Origin of the sequence: Campylobacter concisus (assembly GCF_050447485.1) — a bacterium.
Taxonomy (GTDB): domain Bacteria; phylum Campylobacterota; class Campylobacteria; order Campylobacterales; family Campylobacteraceae; genus Campylobacter_A; species Campylobacter_A concisus_BQ.
This window is the reverse complement of the sequence record NZ_JALMFY010000001.1, coordinates 467942-484097: the sequence shown is the minus strand read 5'-3', so window position 1 is coordinate 484097 and position 16156 is coordinate 467942. Positions and strand designations below refer to the sequence as shown.

The window sequence follows — 16156 nt, the reverse complement described above, 5'->3', positions numbered from 1 at the left end:
CTCTCTTATTTTCTACTGTTTATCTCAGCATCTATCATTGATTTTAGAGTTGAGAACTGATTTTCTAAACTTGCAATGATAGAGTTATACTTGATGAAGCGCTCTTGCATCGTTGTATATTTCTCATCTAAAAGCTTTTGAGTGCTCTCTTTGTTTTTAGTGATAGATTCACTCTCATCTTTTAGCTGATTTTGCATAGCAATCATCGTGCCTTTTTTGCCAACAGCCCCATCAAGCATCTTAGCTAGCTTTGTGAAAAGTCCATCAGTTTTTTTAGTCACTGGATTTATAGTGGCTTCGCTCATACCAAGAGTTGCTAGTGCAGAAGCTTTGCCTTTTACCTCGATATTTTCGCCATCGCTTCTTTTTAAGATGATCCTCTTGCCGCTTTGATCAAGGCTAGCTGTGACTCCCTCGATGCCAGCGTCATTGATAGCTTGTTGAAGTTTTAGAGCATTGTCCTCAGCTGTCCCACCAGCTGCAGTTGAAAATATAACTGACTTGCCATTTATTGTTAGATCGCCAGCTTGGATATTTAACGCACCTGCGCTAACGGTTGAGTTGCCCATATAGCTTATCGGCTCAGTCTTGCTTGAACCCATGAAAAATTTCTGAATTTCTTCTGGATCTTTGCTAAGAGCTGCATTAAATTTATTTAGATCAAGCTGAAGCTGACCGTCTTTATCTGGCACTATGCCAAATTTACTTAGCGCTTTGCCTTCGCTATCTTGACCATTTACTAGACGTCCGATGTTTGATCTAAGGCTTGAAATTTCACTTACACCTTGGAAAGTACCAGCGCCTTTTTCTTCGTCATATTTTGTAGCGATCTCAAGGTTCATTGTCATTAGGTTGTAGTCTTTTATAAACTCTTCAACCGCTTTTACAACCTCTTCAGTGTTTTGAGAGACGCTGACATTTGTCCTGCCAGTCTCATTTAGAGTGATATTTACGCCCGGTCTTAGATCATCAAAGCTATTTTTATCTCTTTTGATATTTACGCCGTTATATGTAAATTCTGCATCTTGTGCTTTTAAAATTCTATTTTTCTCCAAATTTGATGTCATCTTTGGCGTGCCATCAGGATTTGTTAATAGTGCGCCATTCTCATCTGTGTCTTGAAACTGCGTATCATCCCAGCCAAGCTTGTCTAAAACGCCAGCTGTGTCGTTTGAAAATTTAATAGTCTGCGTAGCGCCAGTTTTGCCTGATTGAAGCATTATTTGATTTGGTTTGTCGCCACCAACATTTAAAATTCTAGCTTGCAACTTGCCGCCACTTACGTCATTTATCTTATCAACGATATCTTGATAGGTTGTCGATCTTGTCACACCGATAGAGAATTTTTGTCCATCGATCTCAACATCAAACGAGCCAGTATTTGTCGCACCCACCATGCTTGAAGAATTTTTGAAATTCTTGCTTTGAAATGTATCTTTTTGAGCAAGTTTTTGCACGTCGATACTAAAGCTTTGCACGCTAACGCCGTTTGCAGCTGAAGCTGTGACGCTTTTACCAGCGTTATTGGTATTTCTTTTTAGATAAAGTGCCTCGCCGCCAAGTGTTTTGCCACTAACATTTACGTTGCTAACAAGAGTTTTTAGAGCCGCAAGGTCCTTTTGCTTAAGCTCATTTTTCTCCAGCCTTGTTGTAAGTGGTTTGATCTGTCCAGCCTCATCAGCCTCTTTTAGTTTCTTGATAAGCTCGTCGTTTAGGCCGCTATTTTTTGTACCGATGCCTAAATTTGTTATGTTACCTACTGCCATTTTTAACTCTCCTTGTCAAAAAGTATTCCGATACTTTCTTTGAAATACTCGCTGATTTTTATAGCTTCTTTGCTTGGAAGCTGTGTTATCTCTTCGCCTGTTTTGGCGTCTTTTACTTGCACTACCATTAAATTTAACTTCTCGTTGTAAGCAAATCTTACATTAGTATCGAGCTGCTGCATCTGATAGTTTAGCCTATCAGTGACCTCTCTTGTTTTTCTAGCAAGATCCTCGGTGCTAAGTTCATCTAGCCCATCTGCACCTTTTGCTTTACTATTTTCGTCGGCATTTACTTTGACATCAGAGTGCTCGATAGGTCTGCTATCGATTTGACGCTGAGCCGACGTGCTCATGCTTGCATCAAGTGTTTGATTTGCCGCTGCTTTGAAAATTTCCATAGTTTTACTCCTTAAAACTTACGCTAGCTCCTACATCGGTAAAATTTTAAATTCCTTTAGTATTTATATAAATTTTTGATTATTTAGGTTAAAATCGAGCAAAATTTATAGGACGGGATATGAAAATTTCATTTGAATGCGACTGCATTTTGCTGCAAAAGACCTTGCTGCTTTCTTGTGGAAATTTAGCCGCTCATCATAAGGATTGTGATTTTGTAGTAAGTGACCGCGAGATCGTCACAAAAAAACCGCTATTTATAATAGGTAAGAACGCTCATCTTTCTCATCCGTTTAACAAAGCCACTCTTCTTGATACGCTAGAGGAGTTTTACTCAGCCACGCAAATTTCAAAGGCAAAAGAGCCAGATCAGATAGTAAATGAAAAGGGCTTGGAGCAAAAAGTATCACTCTTAATTGATAAATTTAAAGCCGATCTGCTCGAAATTTTAAGGGCAAATCAGTGAAACTTTTTACCAAAATTTCAAGTGGTAAATTTAAAGGCAAAAGGCTTGAGCTACCAAGTCTAAGCACGACAAGAAGCACAAAAAGCATCGTAAAAGAGTCCTTTTTTAACGTCATCAGAGATGAAATTTACTCACTTACATTTATAGAGGGCTTTGGTGGAAGCGGCGTGATGGCAAGCGAGGCCGTTAGCAACGGAGCGTGTGAGGCTATCGCTATCGAAAAAGATAGGGCTGCTTTTAAGATAACGCAAAGCAACCTTGCAAGCCTGCAAAGTTCAAATTTAAAAGCTATAAATGGCGATAGCTTTGCGCTCTTGCCTGATCTTATAAATTCGCAAAATGGCAAGGTTTTACTCTATCTTGATCCGCCATTTGACATAAGGGCTGGCTTTGATGATATCTATGAAAAGCTTGTAAATTTGATCTCGCAGCTAAAAAAAGAGAAAATTTATATGATAGTTTTTGAGCATAACAGCGACTTTAAATTTAATGATGAAATTTCTGCGTATAAGCTTATTAAATTTAAAAAATTTGGAGCCACTTCGCTCTCTTATTTTCAGTAAAATTTGGAACATCTTTTGCTTTAAAAACCTAAAATAGCTAAATTTTAGGAAAAAATATGAAAAAATTTTTATCTTTTGTAGCAGCTTCAGTGATAGCTACTTCAGCCTTTGCTACGCAGATAAAAGAGCTTGCAAATATCGTTGGCGTAAGGGATAATCAGCTAATAGGCTACGGTTTAGTCGTCGGGCTAAACGGCACAGGGGATGGCTCAACGTCAAAATTTACGATCCAGTCGCTATCAAACATGCTTCAAGGCGTAAATGTCAAGATAAATCCAGACGATATCAAGTCAAAAAACGCAGCTGCTGTTATGGTGACAGCAAAATTGCCTGCATTTGCAAGGCATGGCGACAAGCTTGACATAGAGATCTCATCTATCGGTGACGCTAAGAGCTTGCAGGGTGGCACACTTCTTATGACCCCGCTAAAAGGCGTTGATGGTGATATCTACGCTTTAGCTCAGGGCCCTCTAAGCATCGGTGGCAAGAGTGCAGGCAGAAGCGGCGGCAACCACCCAACCGTTGGCACTATCTTAAATGGCGCCCTTGTGGAGCGCGAAGTAACTTATGATATCTACAACCAAGATAGCATAAAGCTAAGCCTAAAAGATACAAATTTTAAAACCGCTCTTGATATCCAAAACGCCATAAATGCAAACATCTCAGACGATACTGCAAAGGCGATCGATCCAAGAACGGTCATTATTAAAAAGCCAGATGACGTTAGTATCATCGAGCTTGCAAGCGCTGTGCTTGATCTTGATGTGGAGTATAAGCCAGATGAGAAGATCGTAGTTGATGAGAGAACTGGCACGATAGTTAGCGGTATAAACGCTGTGGTTAGTCCAGTCGTGATAACTCACGGCGCTATAACTATAAAGATAGAGCCAAACAGCTACGAAGAGGCAGCGCAAAATGATGTAAATATAGGTAGCGACACCTCAGTAGCCCCTAGTCAAAATCTACTTAAAATTTCAGGCGAGAAAACAACCGTTGCAAACGTAACAAGAGCGCTAAACAAACTTGGAGCAACACCAAGCGATATCATCTCGATACTTGAAAATTTAAAACGAGTTGGCGCGATACAAGTCGATCTGGAGATAATATAATGCAAATAGACAACACCCTAGCACTAAATTCGTATAATGACATCTCAGCAAACAAGATAAAAAATGCAAATGCCAAACAAGATGCACTTTTAAAAGAGCAAACTGACGCTTTTGAAGCATTTATGGTAAAAGCTGTTCTTGATATCGCTTTAAAAGAAGATGATAAGAACTCACTCTATCCAAAAGCCGCTGGCAGCGACATTTATAGGTCTATGTATAATGATGCTATGAGCAAAGCTTTGAGTGGAAATTTAGGTTTTTCAGAACTTTTATACGATTTTTTAAAGAGAGACTCTTAAGTAAATTTATATTTTGCCGATGTAGTGATATAAACATTTTATTTTAAGAGGTATGGATATGATAACTCCTTTGAACCAAAGACCAAACTACCAGGCAAATATGCTAAATAAAAATAGCGATGCTAGAGTTGAAAATGAAAGCAAAGAAGTAAAAACAAACGAAAACGCAAGAGTAAAAGAGATAGCTGATGCAATAGCAAATGGCACCTATCAGGTGGATATCTCTAAAACAGCTAAGGCTGTGGCTGATGCGTTGCTGTAAATTTAAAGGAATTTAAATGATAAAGAAGCTTTTGGACGAGGCCATAGGCGAGCTAGACGAGCTTATAAATTTAACGATGCAAGATATCGCCAATATAAAAGAGGCGAAGCACTCAAGCGTTGATGAGAGCGTGAAGAAGAAAAATGCTCTTGTGCGTGCTTTTGAAGATACCAAAAGAGCTTTGGATAAAGAGCTACTAAGGGTTTCAAAAGAGAGTGGCACTACAACACTTGCAAACGTTTTAGACGATGAAGTGAAGTCAAAGCTAGTGCTTATGCGTTCAAAGCTTGAAATTTTGCATAAAGTAAATAAAGAATATGCAAGACACGTCGTTGTTGTTAAGGAGTTTTTCGACTCGCTTAGCAAAAAAGTCTTTGGTACTCAGACTAATGAATACGGACAAGACGGTAGCGGCACAGATAATAATTTTTACAAATCAAGGGTTTAAACAATGGCTAATATCTTTATGTCATTAGGCACAGGCGTTTCAGGGCTAAATGCAGCCCAAGTGCAAATAAGCACAACCGGAAACAACATCACAAACGCCGATAGTAACTACTACACAAGGCAGCGTGTAGTCCAGTCTGCATCTCCAGCGATGAACACTGTCCCTGGTGGCGTTGGCACAGGCACGCAAGTAGATACCGTGACAAGACTTCATGACGAGTTTGCCTACTCAAGACTAAAATATTCATCATCAAATTTAGAAAATACAGGCTATAAACAAAGAATTTTACAAGAGGCGACAAAATACTTCCCAGATCTAAAAGATAACGGCATGGTAAAAGATATCCAAGAGTATTTTGCAGCGTGGAATAACTTTGCTTCAAACCCAGACGAGGGCGCTCAAAAGGTAAATTTGATAAATAAAGCTAGCGTTTTAACAGCTAGCATCAACCGCTCATCAAAGATGCTTTATGATATGCACACGCAGATAGATGAGACTATAAAGATAAATATAAACGAGATAAACTCACTTGGTAAGCAAATAGCAAATATCAATAAACAAATTCAAAGAGTTGAATCAGGCGCAGATGCTGGTATTAAGATAAATGCAAATGACCTTCGTGACAAGCGCGATGAGCTAGAGCTTGCTATGTCAAAGCTGGTAAATACGGCTGTTTATAAAAGCGATCTAAAAAGCGAGTCAAGGATAGATACTGGCATAAGCGATCAAGGAAGATACTACAACCTAAATATCGGCGGTGTGAGCATCGTTGATGGTGTAAATTTTCATGAAATTTCTATGAGCTCAACAGAGAGCGGGCAATACACTAAAATTTATTATGAAAGAGAAGATGGCAGACGTATCCCTATGGAGGAGAAGATCACAAATGGCAAGATAGGCGCCGCGCTTGATCTTAGAGGCCGCAACTACGAGCCAGATAATGATAAATTTAGCGATGGTATCATCCAAAAATATATCGATAACCTAAATACATTTTCAAAAACTTTAATAACTAGCACAAACAACGTCTATGCCGAGTCTGCGGTTGAAATTTCAAACTCAGATCCGATCAGCTACCTAGAAAACGATAAGACGCTGATGAACCACGACAACAGCATAAGAAACGGCAGTTTTGAAGCCATAGTTTATGATAACAAGGGCAACGTCGTAGCTAAAAAAACTATCGAGATAAACGGTACTACGACGATGAATGATACAAAATACGGCAACTCTGTTGTGCAGGATTTTAACTCAAATTCAGACGATAACAATGACAATAACATGCTAAATGACGTCGATGATTTCTTTGAAGCGTCGTATTTTTATGATAAAAACACGCATCAAGGCACATTTGCGCTCATACCAAAGCAAGCTCAAGGGCTTTATAGCATCTCAATAGTCGATCACGGCACAAATTTTCCAGGCGTTGTTGGCATCAACAGATTTTTTTCTGGCACAAACTCAAATACAATAGGCATAAATCAAAATTTTACCCAAGATCACACAAAGCTTCGTGCCTACTCAAAGCCAATCGTCGGAAACAACGAAGTTGCAAACAAGATGATCCAGCTTCAGTACCAAAAGCAGACATTTTACTCAAGTGGCACTGCGCTTGACAGAGATGAGACGATCGAGGGATATTACCGCTATTTTACGACCGATATGGCGAGCGATACTGAGGCGAACAACACTATTCACGACACAAACACATCTTTGCAAAGGACTGCTGAAGAGGAATTTCAATCAACAAGCGGCGTAGATACCAACGAAGAGCTTACAAACTTAATCCGCTTTCAAGCAAGCTACGGCGCAGCTGCAAAGATCATCACGACAGTTGATCAGATGCTTGACACCCTTCTTTCACTAAAACAATGAGCGAACTAAAGAGCCTTTTAGACGCACACGTACTTAGTAAAAATACAAACCAGGGGCTATTTGACGCCCCAGATCCTCTTCAAGTAGCTACTAAATTTAAAGAGCCAAACATAGCGCTCATTTGCGCGTTATTTGCTTATGGCAACGCAAAAATGATAGTGAAATTTCTAAATTCGCTTGATTTTAGCTTGCTTGATGAGAGCGAGCAAAATATCAAGAAAAATCTATCAAATTTCAAATACCGCTTTCAAAATGAAAACGACGTAAAAGAAATTTTCATCACACTTTCACGCCTGAAAAAAGAGTGCGGCATAGAAGAAATTTTGCGCCAAGGGCTTGCAAAAAATGGCGAGATGATAGAAGCAGTAAATGAGCTTATTAAATTTATATATGGGCTAAATTCTTACCGCTCAGACGGATATGAGTTTTTCTTTGGTAAGAGTTTTAGCAAAGAGCCGCAAAGTCCATATAAACGCTATAACATGTATCTTCGCTGGATGGTGCGAGATAGCGACATCGACCTTGGATTATTTAAAAATTTGCCAAAAGATAGGCTTTTGATGCCACTTGACGTGCACACGCATAGGGTTTCACTAAATTTAGGACTTATAAATAGAAAGAGCTACGACTTCAAAGCGGTCATGGAGCTTACAAAAAAACTTAGAGAATTTGACGAGCTTGATCCCATTAAATACGACTTTGCGCTTTACAGGATAGGGCAGAGCAAAGAGCTAGAAACCATCGTAAAAAATCTCAAAAAATAAAAATTATTGCTAAATTTTTAAATTTAGGATAGACTTGCCATACAATTTTATCCATAAGGAGCTTGTATGAAAAAAATCGTTTTACTAAGTGCAGTTTTAGGAACTTTGCTTTTTGCTCACGAGGGTCATCACTTTGATCCAAAGGCTGGCGAGCATCTAGTCATACCTGTTAATGAGCTAAGCGAAAAGGGCGATAAGAGCGTTGGCGAAGTAGTGGCTGTTAAGACAAACTACGGCGTTGCGTTTTTTCCAAATTTAAAAGGTCTTCCTGCTGGACTTCACGGCTTTCACGTTCACCAAAATGCTGATTGTGGCGCGACTGAGAAAGGCCTTGGCATGAAAGCAGGTGGTCACTGGGATCCAGCTGAGACAAAGATGCACTCATTCGCATGGGACGATAAGGGTCACAAAGGCGATCTACCAGCACTTTACGTAGATGCCGAGGGCAATGCAAACTACCCAGTGCTAGCTCCAAAGATAAAAAATCTTGACGAGCTAAAAGGTCACTCACTAATGGTTCACGTCGGTGGCGATAACCACAGTGACCAACCAAAAGCACTTGGCGGCGGCGGCGCTAGAATGCTTTGCGGCGTTATTAAGTAATAAAGCCCCCACAAAAAGCCTTTAAATTTAACGTTTAAAGGCTTTTTTAAATTTCTCGCTCAAATTTAACTCCCATTTCTAAGATGAAATTTCAAAACTTTAAACTACAATCCGCTTTTAAACTTAAATTTACAAAAGAGTAAAAATGGAATTTGACCTACTTAGCTACGCCCTCTTTTTTGTGGCTGCATTTTTGGGTGGTTTTATCGACGCAATCGCAGGAGGAGGCGGACTTATCACTTTGCCAGCTATCATGGCAATGGGCGTGCCACCTCATCTTGCCCTTGGCACAAACAAGCTTCAAGGCGTATTTGGCAGCTTCACGGCAACGCTAAATTTCACTAAAAAAGGGCTGATTGATTATAAAGAGTGCTTTATTGGCATAGTTTTTACATTTATTGGAGCCCTCATCGGCGCAACGCTCATCTTATTTTTAAATGCAAATTTCTTAAAGATCATCATTCCATTTTTACTAATCGCCATCTTCATCTACACGCTTTTTATGCCAAAGATAGGCGAGAGCGATAGGGCTGCAAAGATGAATGAGAGGCTATTTTATGTCATCTTTGGGCTCATTTTGGGCTTTTATGACGGCTTTTTTGGCCCAGGAGCTGGCTCGTTTTGGATGTTTGCGATGGTGGCACTTATCGGGCTAAATTTAAAAAAGGCGGTCGCTCACACAAAGGCTTTAAATTTCACCAGCAACATCGTAGCGCTTGGCGTTTTTATAGCAGGCGGGCAGATACTTTGGCTAGTTGGCTTTTTGATGGCTGTAGGGCAAATTTTAGGAGCATATTTTGGCTCAAATTTAGTCATCAAAAAAGAGGTCAAATTTATTAGAACGATGTTTTTGATAGTTGTTGCAGCGACCATTTGCAAACTGCTTTTTGACTACTTCAAAGCTTAAAATTAAAAATGTTTTAACAATAATTTTGTTACAATCACGCAAAATTCTAAATCTAAGGTAAATCAATGAAAGATTTGTTTCTATTCTCAAATTTGCTAAACCATTCACATGCCTTTGTCTATGCGTTTCACTTTTGCCTTGTAGCTTTGATCATCCTCATCGTTGCCTACATCGCAAGGAGCAAGATGCAGCTTGTGCCAAGAGGCCTTCAAAACATAGTTGAGGCTTATTTAGAGGGCGTTATCTCTATGGGTAAAGATACTTTAGGTAGCGAAAAGCTAGCTAGAAAATACCTCCCACTTGTTGCAACTATCGGTTTTATCGTATTTTTCTCAAACGTCATTGGCATCATCCCTGGCTTTGAGTCACCAAGCTCAAGCTTAAATTTAACTCTAGTTTTGGCTTTGGTTGTATTTATTTACTACAACTTTGAGGGCATTAGAGAAAATGGCTTTTTCAAATACTTTGGACACTTTATGGGACCAAACAAATTTCTAGCTCCTATTATGTTTCCAGTCGAAGTCATCTCACATCTTTCACGTGTAGTTTCGCTATCTTTCCGTCTTTTTGGTAACATTAAGGGCGATGACTTATTTTTGCTTGCGATGCTTACACTTGCACCTTGGTTTGCGCCGCTTCCAGCCTTTGCGCTTCTAACGCTTATGGCTGTTTTGCAAACATTTATCTTTATGATGCTAACTTACGTTTATCTAGCTGGTGCAGTCGCTATTAGCGAGCACGAGCATTAAAATTTAAAGCCATATTTTTATATGGCTTTTCTTTTTTTTTAAATTTCTACTATCTATCAAATTTAACTTTTAGTCAGTATTTCAAATTTTGTTTTATAAATTTTGTGAAGAATTAAGCAGTAAAAATGTGTGCTATCTCTAGCACACATAAATTTATTTTCTGTGGTCGTATTTCCAGCCCATTTTTTCAAGCTTTTCAATGATCTCGACAACGTAGTCAGTCACGCAATCAAGCATCTTTTGACCTTTTTCTAGGCTAGCTTTTGTGCTATCTCCAGTAGCACCTGTCTCTGTTACCTCTTTTATATCCCAGATGATGGTGCTAAACTCGCCAAAACCGATAACATCATGAGGCACTTGTGACTTTGCGTACTCTAAATTTACAAGCTCAGGTTTAACCGCCATAGTTATAGAAGTCTCGCCCTCTCCGCCGTGACCAAGTCCGTCCCAGACGTCAAATGTACCTTTTAGTCTAGCTCCTGTGATGTTCCACCAAGCAGGAATAAAAACCAAAACAGCGTCTTTATGTCTATCTTTTACCTTTCTAGCGGCGATCTCAAGGGCAGGGATGTTGCCGTCGTGGCCATTTAGGATGATGATATGTTTTATGCCGTTATTTATAAGGCTCTCAAAAATGTCTTCAGCGATCGCTATCGTGGTTTCAAACCTAAGAGTGACTGACATAGGAAATTGGTTGTAGTGGATAGAAGTACCAAAAGGCACGCCTGGCACAACGATAGTCTTTTCAAGTCTTAGAGCTGCTCTTTTTGCGATCTCTTCAGGCACAAAAAGGTCAGGGCCAAGCGGCAGGTGCCAGCCATGGCTCTCGCAGCTACCAAAGGTTGTGATAGCGCTATCTATCTCGTGCGCCTCAAATTTTTGCTTTAGCTCTCTTGCGCTAAATTCGTTCAAAACTACCTTTTTCATCTCATCTCCTTGTTAAAAATTTTATAAAATATCGGATAGATAATAATCGTAATAACTAACGCTACAAGACCTGATGGTAGGTCAAATGGAAGCGGCAAATAGTACTGGAAGATAAATCCAAGCAAAGCGCCTATGACAAATGAAATAACGCCAGCCATGTGATAGTCTGGTTCGCTATTAAATTTAGCGATGTCGTACTTTCCTTTTTTGATGATGTAATAATCAGCTATTAACGGACCAGCAAGAGGCGGAGCAAATGTACCAAGTATCGTGATGAACGACGCAAAAAACATTTGATAAAAGGCAAATGAGCCAAGCACAGTGCCTACTACGCCAGCGATTAGTACTAGTTTTTTTCTATTGATATTTAAATTTATACTTGAGAGTACCGGACCAGTATATAGCGAGTTGCAGTAGAGCTCGGCATTGTTTGTTGTCCAAAGCGATGCTGTCCAAGCGATGACACCAATGATAGCTAAAAGGGCTGATTTTGTTAGCATCCACTCTACGTAGTTAAACTGACCAACGCTTACTGCGCCGATGTAGCCAACTATGTTTAAAAGAGGGTTTGTTAGTATAAAGCAAGCCACGACACCAGCGATGACTGCTTTTACTGATTTGTTAAATCTAAATAGATCAACGCCCATAACAGCTCCTGCTATCCAGCTACCAACGACAGCTGTGATCGCATTTCCAAGCCCAAGACCTTGTATATTTTTGGTCTTTTCTAAAAAGGCCGCAGCTCCGCCACCCTCTGCCAACATCTCGTAGCCAACATAGACTGCGATGATCAAGATAACAGGGCTTATAGGGATCGCGATAGCCTCGATAGCTTTGATACCTACGTATGCTGTGATGGTAAAGATGATGCCAAAGATAAAGCAAGCAAGAAAGACCTCAAGCGTGATAGGTGTGATATCTTTGTAGCCAAAATTTGCTGGGTCAAAGACGATGACGCCACTTGGGTTGCCTATAAATGAACCCCAAATTTGACCGACCATGCCAGTGATGCTGGCAAACCAGCCAAGTGTGAGCAGTGCCATGATGATCATTGGCAAATTTGCACCTTTTATGCCGTAAGAGTACCTAGAAACTAGAGCTAGGCTCATGCCTGTTTTTTGAGCCATTATGCCAAGTAGCGCAGTGATGATACTTAGCGAGCCCATACCTAAAATGATCGCCCAAATGGCGGTTTGAGGTGAGACGCCAGGCTTTCCGCCAAAACCGGCTAGAACGCCACCTATGAAAAGTCCAGTAACGACGTAGCCAAAACCAACCCAAACCATTATCTGGTTAAATGTTGGGCGTCGCTCGGACATCGGAACTGGAGACAGCATGCGTTCGCCATCTTCTAAAACAACATTTTCTTTGTCGCTCATACAAGCTCCTTTCATAAAATTTTGTCTTTTTTTATTATAGCTATATTATTTTTTTCTTACGAAAAATATTTAATTTAAAATTTGAATTTTTATCTTTGGTGTTACGAATTGTTAGTGTTTTTAAAATTCCTTAAAAGCACTCCTTTAGATATTTTAAAAGAAAGTATCGCTAAAATACGCACTAAAAATTTGCATAAATTTAAAGGTAAAAATATGTTTGAAGTCGTTATCGGTTTAGAAGTTCATACTCAGCTTAATACAAAAACTAAAATTTTCTGCTCTTGCTCGACTAGCTTTGGCGACGAGGCAAACACTCACGTTTGTCCGACCTGCCTAGCTCTACCAGGGGCTTTGCCTGTGCTAAACAAAGAGGCGGTCAAAAAGGCGATCAGCTTTGGCACGGCGATAAACGCTAAAATCAATAAAAAATCAGTCTTTAATAGAAAAAACTACTTCTATCCAGACCTTCCAAAGGCATATCAAATTTCACAGTTTGAAATTCCTATAGTGGAAGGTGGCGAGCTCATCATCGACGTAAACGGCACTAAAAAACGTATCGGCGTAACCAGAGCGCACCTTGAAGAGGACGCAGGCAAAAATATCCACGAAGAAAACGAGAGTTTGGTTGATCTAAACAGAGCCGGCACGCCGCTTCTTGAGATAGTTAGTGAGCCAGACCTTAGAAGTAGCGACGAGGCGGTGGCTTATCTTAAAAAATTGCACTCGATTCTTCGCTTTTTAAACATCAGTGACGCAAATATGCAAGAAGGTAGCTTCCGCTGCGATGCAAACGTCTCTATCCGTCCAAAAGGCGACACCAAGCTTTACACAAGGGTCGAGATAAAAAACCTAAATTCATTTAAATTTATCCAAAAAGCGATCGACTACGAGGTAGAGCGCCAAAGTGCAGCGTGGGAAGATGGCAAATATGACGAAGAGGTCTATCAAGAGACAAGGCTGTTTGACACGACAAATTTAGTAACAAGATCTATGCGTGGCAAAGAGGATAGCGCGGAGTATAGGTACTTTCCTGATCCTGACTTGCTGCCTGTTGAAGTGCCAGAAGAGATGTATAACGAAGCGATCAAAATCCCAGAGCTTGCCGAGCAAAAGGTCGCAAGATATGTTAGCGAGCTAGGTGTAAAAGAGAGCAATGCCTTAAATTTAACTCAAAGCGTTGAGATGGCTAGATATTTTGAAGAGCTGATCGCTGCTGGAATTCAGCCAAAGCTTGCTACTACGTGGCTCATAGTTGAGCTTCTTGGCCGCTTAAATAACGGCGTGACGATCGAGACAAGCCCAGTTAGCAGCGCTAAGATGATAAATTTACTAAAACGCATAGAAGATGGCACGATAAGCGGCAAGGCTGCAAAAGAGGTGCTAGACTATCTAATGGAAAATGACGCGGACGTTGATAGCGTCATCGAAAAGCTTGGCTTAAAACAAGTGAGCGACGACTCAGCGATCGTTGCCATTATAGATCAAATTTTAGCTGCAAACGCCGATAAGGTAGAAGAGTATAAAAACGGTAAAGATAAGATGTTTGGCTTCTTTGTCGGTCAGGTGATGAAAGAGGGCAAAGGTGCCTTTAACCCAGGCAAGGTCAATGAGCTTTTAAAGGCTAAAATAGGCTAAAATAGGCTAAAAAAGGGCTAAAATGAGCATAGCAGTCATCGGAGCTGGCAAGTGGGGCAGTGCGCTATTTCACGCTTTTAGTGAAAATAACGAGTGCGTCATTAGTTCAAGAACGCCAAGAGAGATGCCAAATTTTGTGAGTTTAGAGGAGGCTTTGGAGTGCGAGTACCTAGTCTGCACTATCCCAACGCAAGCTACAAATTTATGGCTAAAGCAAAACTACAAAAACAAAGATCAAAAGATCCTAGTCGCCAGCAAGGGCATAGACACGGCAAATCTTAAATTTTTAAATGAAATTTACGAGGATTTTGTGGATAGTGAAAATTTGGCTTTTCTCTCTGGGCCAACATTTGCAAAAGAGATCATGCAAAAGCTACCTTGCGCTTTGGTGGTAAATTCTAAAAATCAAAATTTAGCTTTAAAATTTGCCTCATTTTTCCCAAGCTATATGAAAGCATACACATCTGATGATGTGATCGGAGCTGAGGTGTGCGGGGCCTATAAAAACGTGATAGCCATAGCTGGCGGTATCTGCGACGGCCTTGGCCTTGGCAACAACGCAAGGGCGAGCCTCATTTCACGTGGGCTTGTTGAGATGGCTAGATTTGGTAAATTTTTTGGCGCAAAAGATGAGACATTTATGGGGCTTAGCGGCGCAGGGGACCTTTTTTTAACCGCTTCATCGATACTTTCACGCAACTACCGCGTAGGTCTTGGCATCGCAAGGCACGAGAGACTAGAGAAAATTTTAAATGAGCTTGGCGAGGTGGCAGAGGGCGTGGATACCGCAAGGGCTATTAGCAAGATCGCTAAAGAAAAGAGCATATATGTGCCCATAGCTAGCGAGGTTGAAAATATGCTAAATGGCAAAGACGTTTTTGAGAGCGTTAAATCGCTTTTAGGAAGAAGATGAGAGCTTTTAAATTTATACTTTTTATGGTTATTTTTACTCTTGGGCTAAACGGCGCAGAGGTGAGCCTAAGAGCCAAGGTCTCGCAGATGATAATGGTTGGCTTTAACGGAGCTAGCACAAAAGATACTGCGTTTCGCGCTATGCTAAGCGACGCTGGATACGAGAGATTTGGCGGAGTGATGCTACTTGGCAGAAATGTCACCAACAAGGCTCAGCTAAAAGCTAGCATAAAGGCGATCAAAGAGAAAAGCCCTAAAATTTTCATCGCTATCGACGAAGAGGGCGGCAACGTAAGCCGCATGAAAGACAAGAGCTTTGATGGCCCATATCCTAGCGCATACGAGGTCGCAAGCACGCTTGATATCAAAAGTGCCTATGGTCTCTACTCAAAAATGGCTATAAATTTAAAAGAGTGCGGCATAAATTTAAATTTCGCCCCAGTGGTTGATCTGCACGATGAAAACTCGCCGATCATCGCCGCTAAGCAAAGGGCGTTTAGCGAGTATGCAAGCAAAGTGGTGATCTACGCGGATGCCTTTATGGACGCATTTAAAGAGCAGGGCATGATAACTACGATCAAGCACTTTCCGGGGCATGGCAGCTCAAAAGAGGACTCGCATAAAAACAAGAGCGAGGTCACGCTAAGTAAAGATGCGCTGCTGCCATACAAAGACGCCATAAGCACCGGTAGGGCGCAGATCATCATGGTCGGGCACCTTTTTGTAAAGGGTATCGACGAGGACAATCCAGCCACACTTTCTAAAAAAATAATAACCGATCTGCTTCGCAATGAGCTTAAATTTAACGGTGTGGTCATTAGTGATGATATGCTGATGAAAGGCGTTGGCGACGAAGCTTTAGCGCAAAAAGTGGTGAAATTTATAAACGCTGGTGGCGATATCTTGCTCTTTAGTGAGTTTAAGATAAATAACCAAAGAACGGCCGATCTAATAACTCAGATCATAGTGGATGCTGTAAATGAGAAAAAGATCAGCAAAGAGCGAATCGACGCATCATATAAGAGGATAATGGCTCTAAAAGCGAAGCTGTAAAAATATCTGATCTTTTTTGTGTAGCATAAGACCAGATATTTTT

At 40.6% G+C, this 16156-nt stretch carries 18 protein-coding genes; 14 read left to right on the top strand and 4 right to left on the bottom strand.

The features are described 5' to 3' along the window. Window positions 1–5: 5 nt before the first annotated feature. Entirely contained in the window at window positions 6–1766 is a 1761-nt protein-coding gene (fliD, locus tag MTT29_RS02470; protein ID WP_429799662.1) for a flagellar filament capping protein FliD, read from the bottom strand. A gap of 2 nt (window positions 1767–1768) precedes the next feature. After that, on the bottom strand, window positions 1769–2164 hold the full coding sequence (locus MTT29_RS02465) for a FlaG family protein (protein ID WP_429799661.1): 396 nt from the start codon (window positions 2162–2164) through the stop codon (window positions 1769–1771). Between the two features lie 119 nt (window positions 2165–2283). Between MTT29_RS02465 and MTT29_RS02460 the strand changes: the two genes are divergently transcribed. From MTT29_RS02460 to MTT29_RS02410, 11 genes are all read left to right on the top strand, one after another. Continuing rightward, on the top strand, window positions 2284–2628 hold the full coding sequence (locus MTT29_RS02460) for a hypothetical protein (RefSeq protein ID WP_429799660.1): 345 nt from the start codon (window positions 2284–2286) through the stop codon (window positions 2626–2628). Continuing rightward, complete coding sequence (gene rsmD / locus MTT29_RS02455) at window positions 2625–3191, top strand: 16S rRNA (guanine(966)-N(2))-methyltransferase RsmD (protein ID WP_429799659.1); 567 nt, start codon at window positions 2625–2627, stop codon at window positions 3189–3191. The genes MTT29_RS02460 and rsmD overlap by 4 nt, the downstream gene beginning before the upstream one ends. 56 nt (window positions 3192–3247) lie before the next feature. Next, a complete protein-coding gene (locus MTT29_RS02450) occupies window positions 3248–4300 on the top strand; it encodes a flagellar basal body P-ring protein FlgI (protein WP_429799658.1) in 1053 nt (350 codons plus the stop codon). After that, window positions 4300–4599, top strand: coding sequence for a rod-binding protein (locus MTT29_RS02445; RefSeq protein WP_002942304.1), 300 nt, complete (start codon window positions 4300–4302; stop codon window positions 4597–4599). Before MTT29_RS02450 ends, MTT29_RS02445 begins: the two co-directional genes overlap by 1 nt. A gap of 58 nt (window positions 4600–4657) precedes the next feature. After that, on the top strand, window positions 4658–4861 hold the full coding sequence (locus MTT29_RS02440; RefSeq protein ID WP_429799657.1) for a flagellar biosynthesis anti-sigma factor FlgM: 204 nt from the start codon (window positions 4658–4660) through the stop codon (window positions 4859–4861). A gap of 16 nt (window positions 4862–4877) precedes the next feature. Next, window positions 4878–5309 carry a flagellar export chaperone FlgN gene (locus tag MTT29_RS02435; RefSeq protein ID WP_012001657.1) on the top strand — a complete coding sequence of 144 codons (432 nt, stop codon included), beginning with the start codon at window positions 4878–4880 and terminating at the stop codon, window positions 5307–5309. A gap of 3 nt (window positions 5310–5312) precedes the next feature. Further along, entirely contained in the window at window positions 5313–7184 is a 1872-nt protein-coding gene (gene flgK, locus MTT29_RS02430) for a flagellar hook-associated protein FlgK (protein ID WP_107850240.1), read from the top strand. After that, window positions 7181–7948 (top strand): TIGR02757 family protein, encoded by a 768-nt coding sequence (locus MTT29_RS02425; protein WP_107850239.1) that lies wholly within the window; start codon window positions 7181–7183, stop codon window positions 7946–7948. Before flgK ends, MTT29_RS02425 begins: the two co-directional genes overlap by 4 nt. Window positions 7949–8014: 66 nt before the next feature. Then, on the top strand, window positions 8015–8551 hold the full coding sequence (locus MTT29_RS02420; RefSeq protein ID WP_002942317.1) for a superoxide dismutase family protein: 537 nt from the start codon (window positions 8015–8017) through the stop codon (window positions 8549–8551). Between the two features lie 145 nt (window positions 8552–8696). After that, a complete protein-coding gene (locus MTT29_RS02415; RefSeq protein ID WP_429799656.1) occupies window positions 8697–9458 on the top strand; it encodes a TSUP family transporter in 762 nt (253 codons plus the stop codon). 65 nt (window positions 9459–9523) lie between these two features. Beyond that, a complete protein-coding gene (locus tag MTT29_RS02410) occupies window positions 9524–10207 on the top strand; it encodes a F0F1 ATP synthase subunit A (RefSeq protein ID WP_002942300.1) in 684 nt (227 codons plus the stop codon). Between the two features lie 153 nt (window positions 10208–10360). On the opposite strand, the gene MTT29_RS02405 is transcribed toward MTT29_RS02410, so the two are convergent. Then, entirely contained in the window at window positions 10361–11134 is a 774-nt protein-coding gene (locus tag MTT29_RS02405) for a creatininase family protein (RefSeq protein WP_107850237.1), read from the bottom strand. After that, a complete protein-coding gene (locus MTT29_RS02400) occupies window positions 11131–12513 on the bottom strand; it encodes a purine-cytosine permease family protein (protein WP_148785386.1) in 1383 nt (460 codons plus the stop codon). The genes MTT29_RS02405 and MTT29_RS02400 overlap by 4 nt, the downstream gene beginning before the upstream one ends. 213 nt (window positions 12514–12726) lie before the next feature. On the opposite strand from MTT29_RS02400, the gene gatB reads away from it, so the two are divergent. From gatB to MTT29_RS02385, 3 genes are read left to right on the top strand one after another with little or no spacing between them, the layout of a single operon-like run. Next, complete coding sequence (gene gatB, locus MTT29_RS02395; RefSeq protein WP_429799655.1) at window positions 12727–14148, top strand: Asp-tRNA(Asn)/Glu-tRNA(Gln) amidotransferase subunit GatB; 1422 nt, start codon at window positions 12727–12729, stop codon at window positions 14146–14148. Window positions 14149–14170: 22 nt separating this feature from the next. Continuing rightward, window positions 14171–15061: an NAD(P)H-dependent glycerol-3-phosphate dehydrogenase gene (locus MTT29_RS02390; protein ID WP_429799654.1), complete on the top strand. Its 891-nt coding sequence runs from the start codon at window positions 14171–14173 to the stop codon at window positions 15059–15061. Further along, window positions 15058–16113 carry a glycoside hydrolase family 3 N-terminal domain-containing protein gene (locus tag MTT29_RS02385; protein ID WP_429799653.1) on the top strand — a complete coding sequence of 352 codons (1056 nt, stop codon included), beginning with the start codon at window positions 15058–15060 and terminating at the stop codon, window positions 16111–16113. Before MTT29_RS02390 ends, MTT29_RS02385 begins: the two co-directional genes overlap by 4 nt. The last annotated feature ends 43 nt before the right edge of the window (window positions 16114–16156 follow it).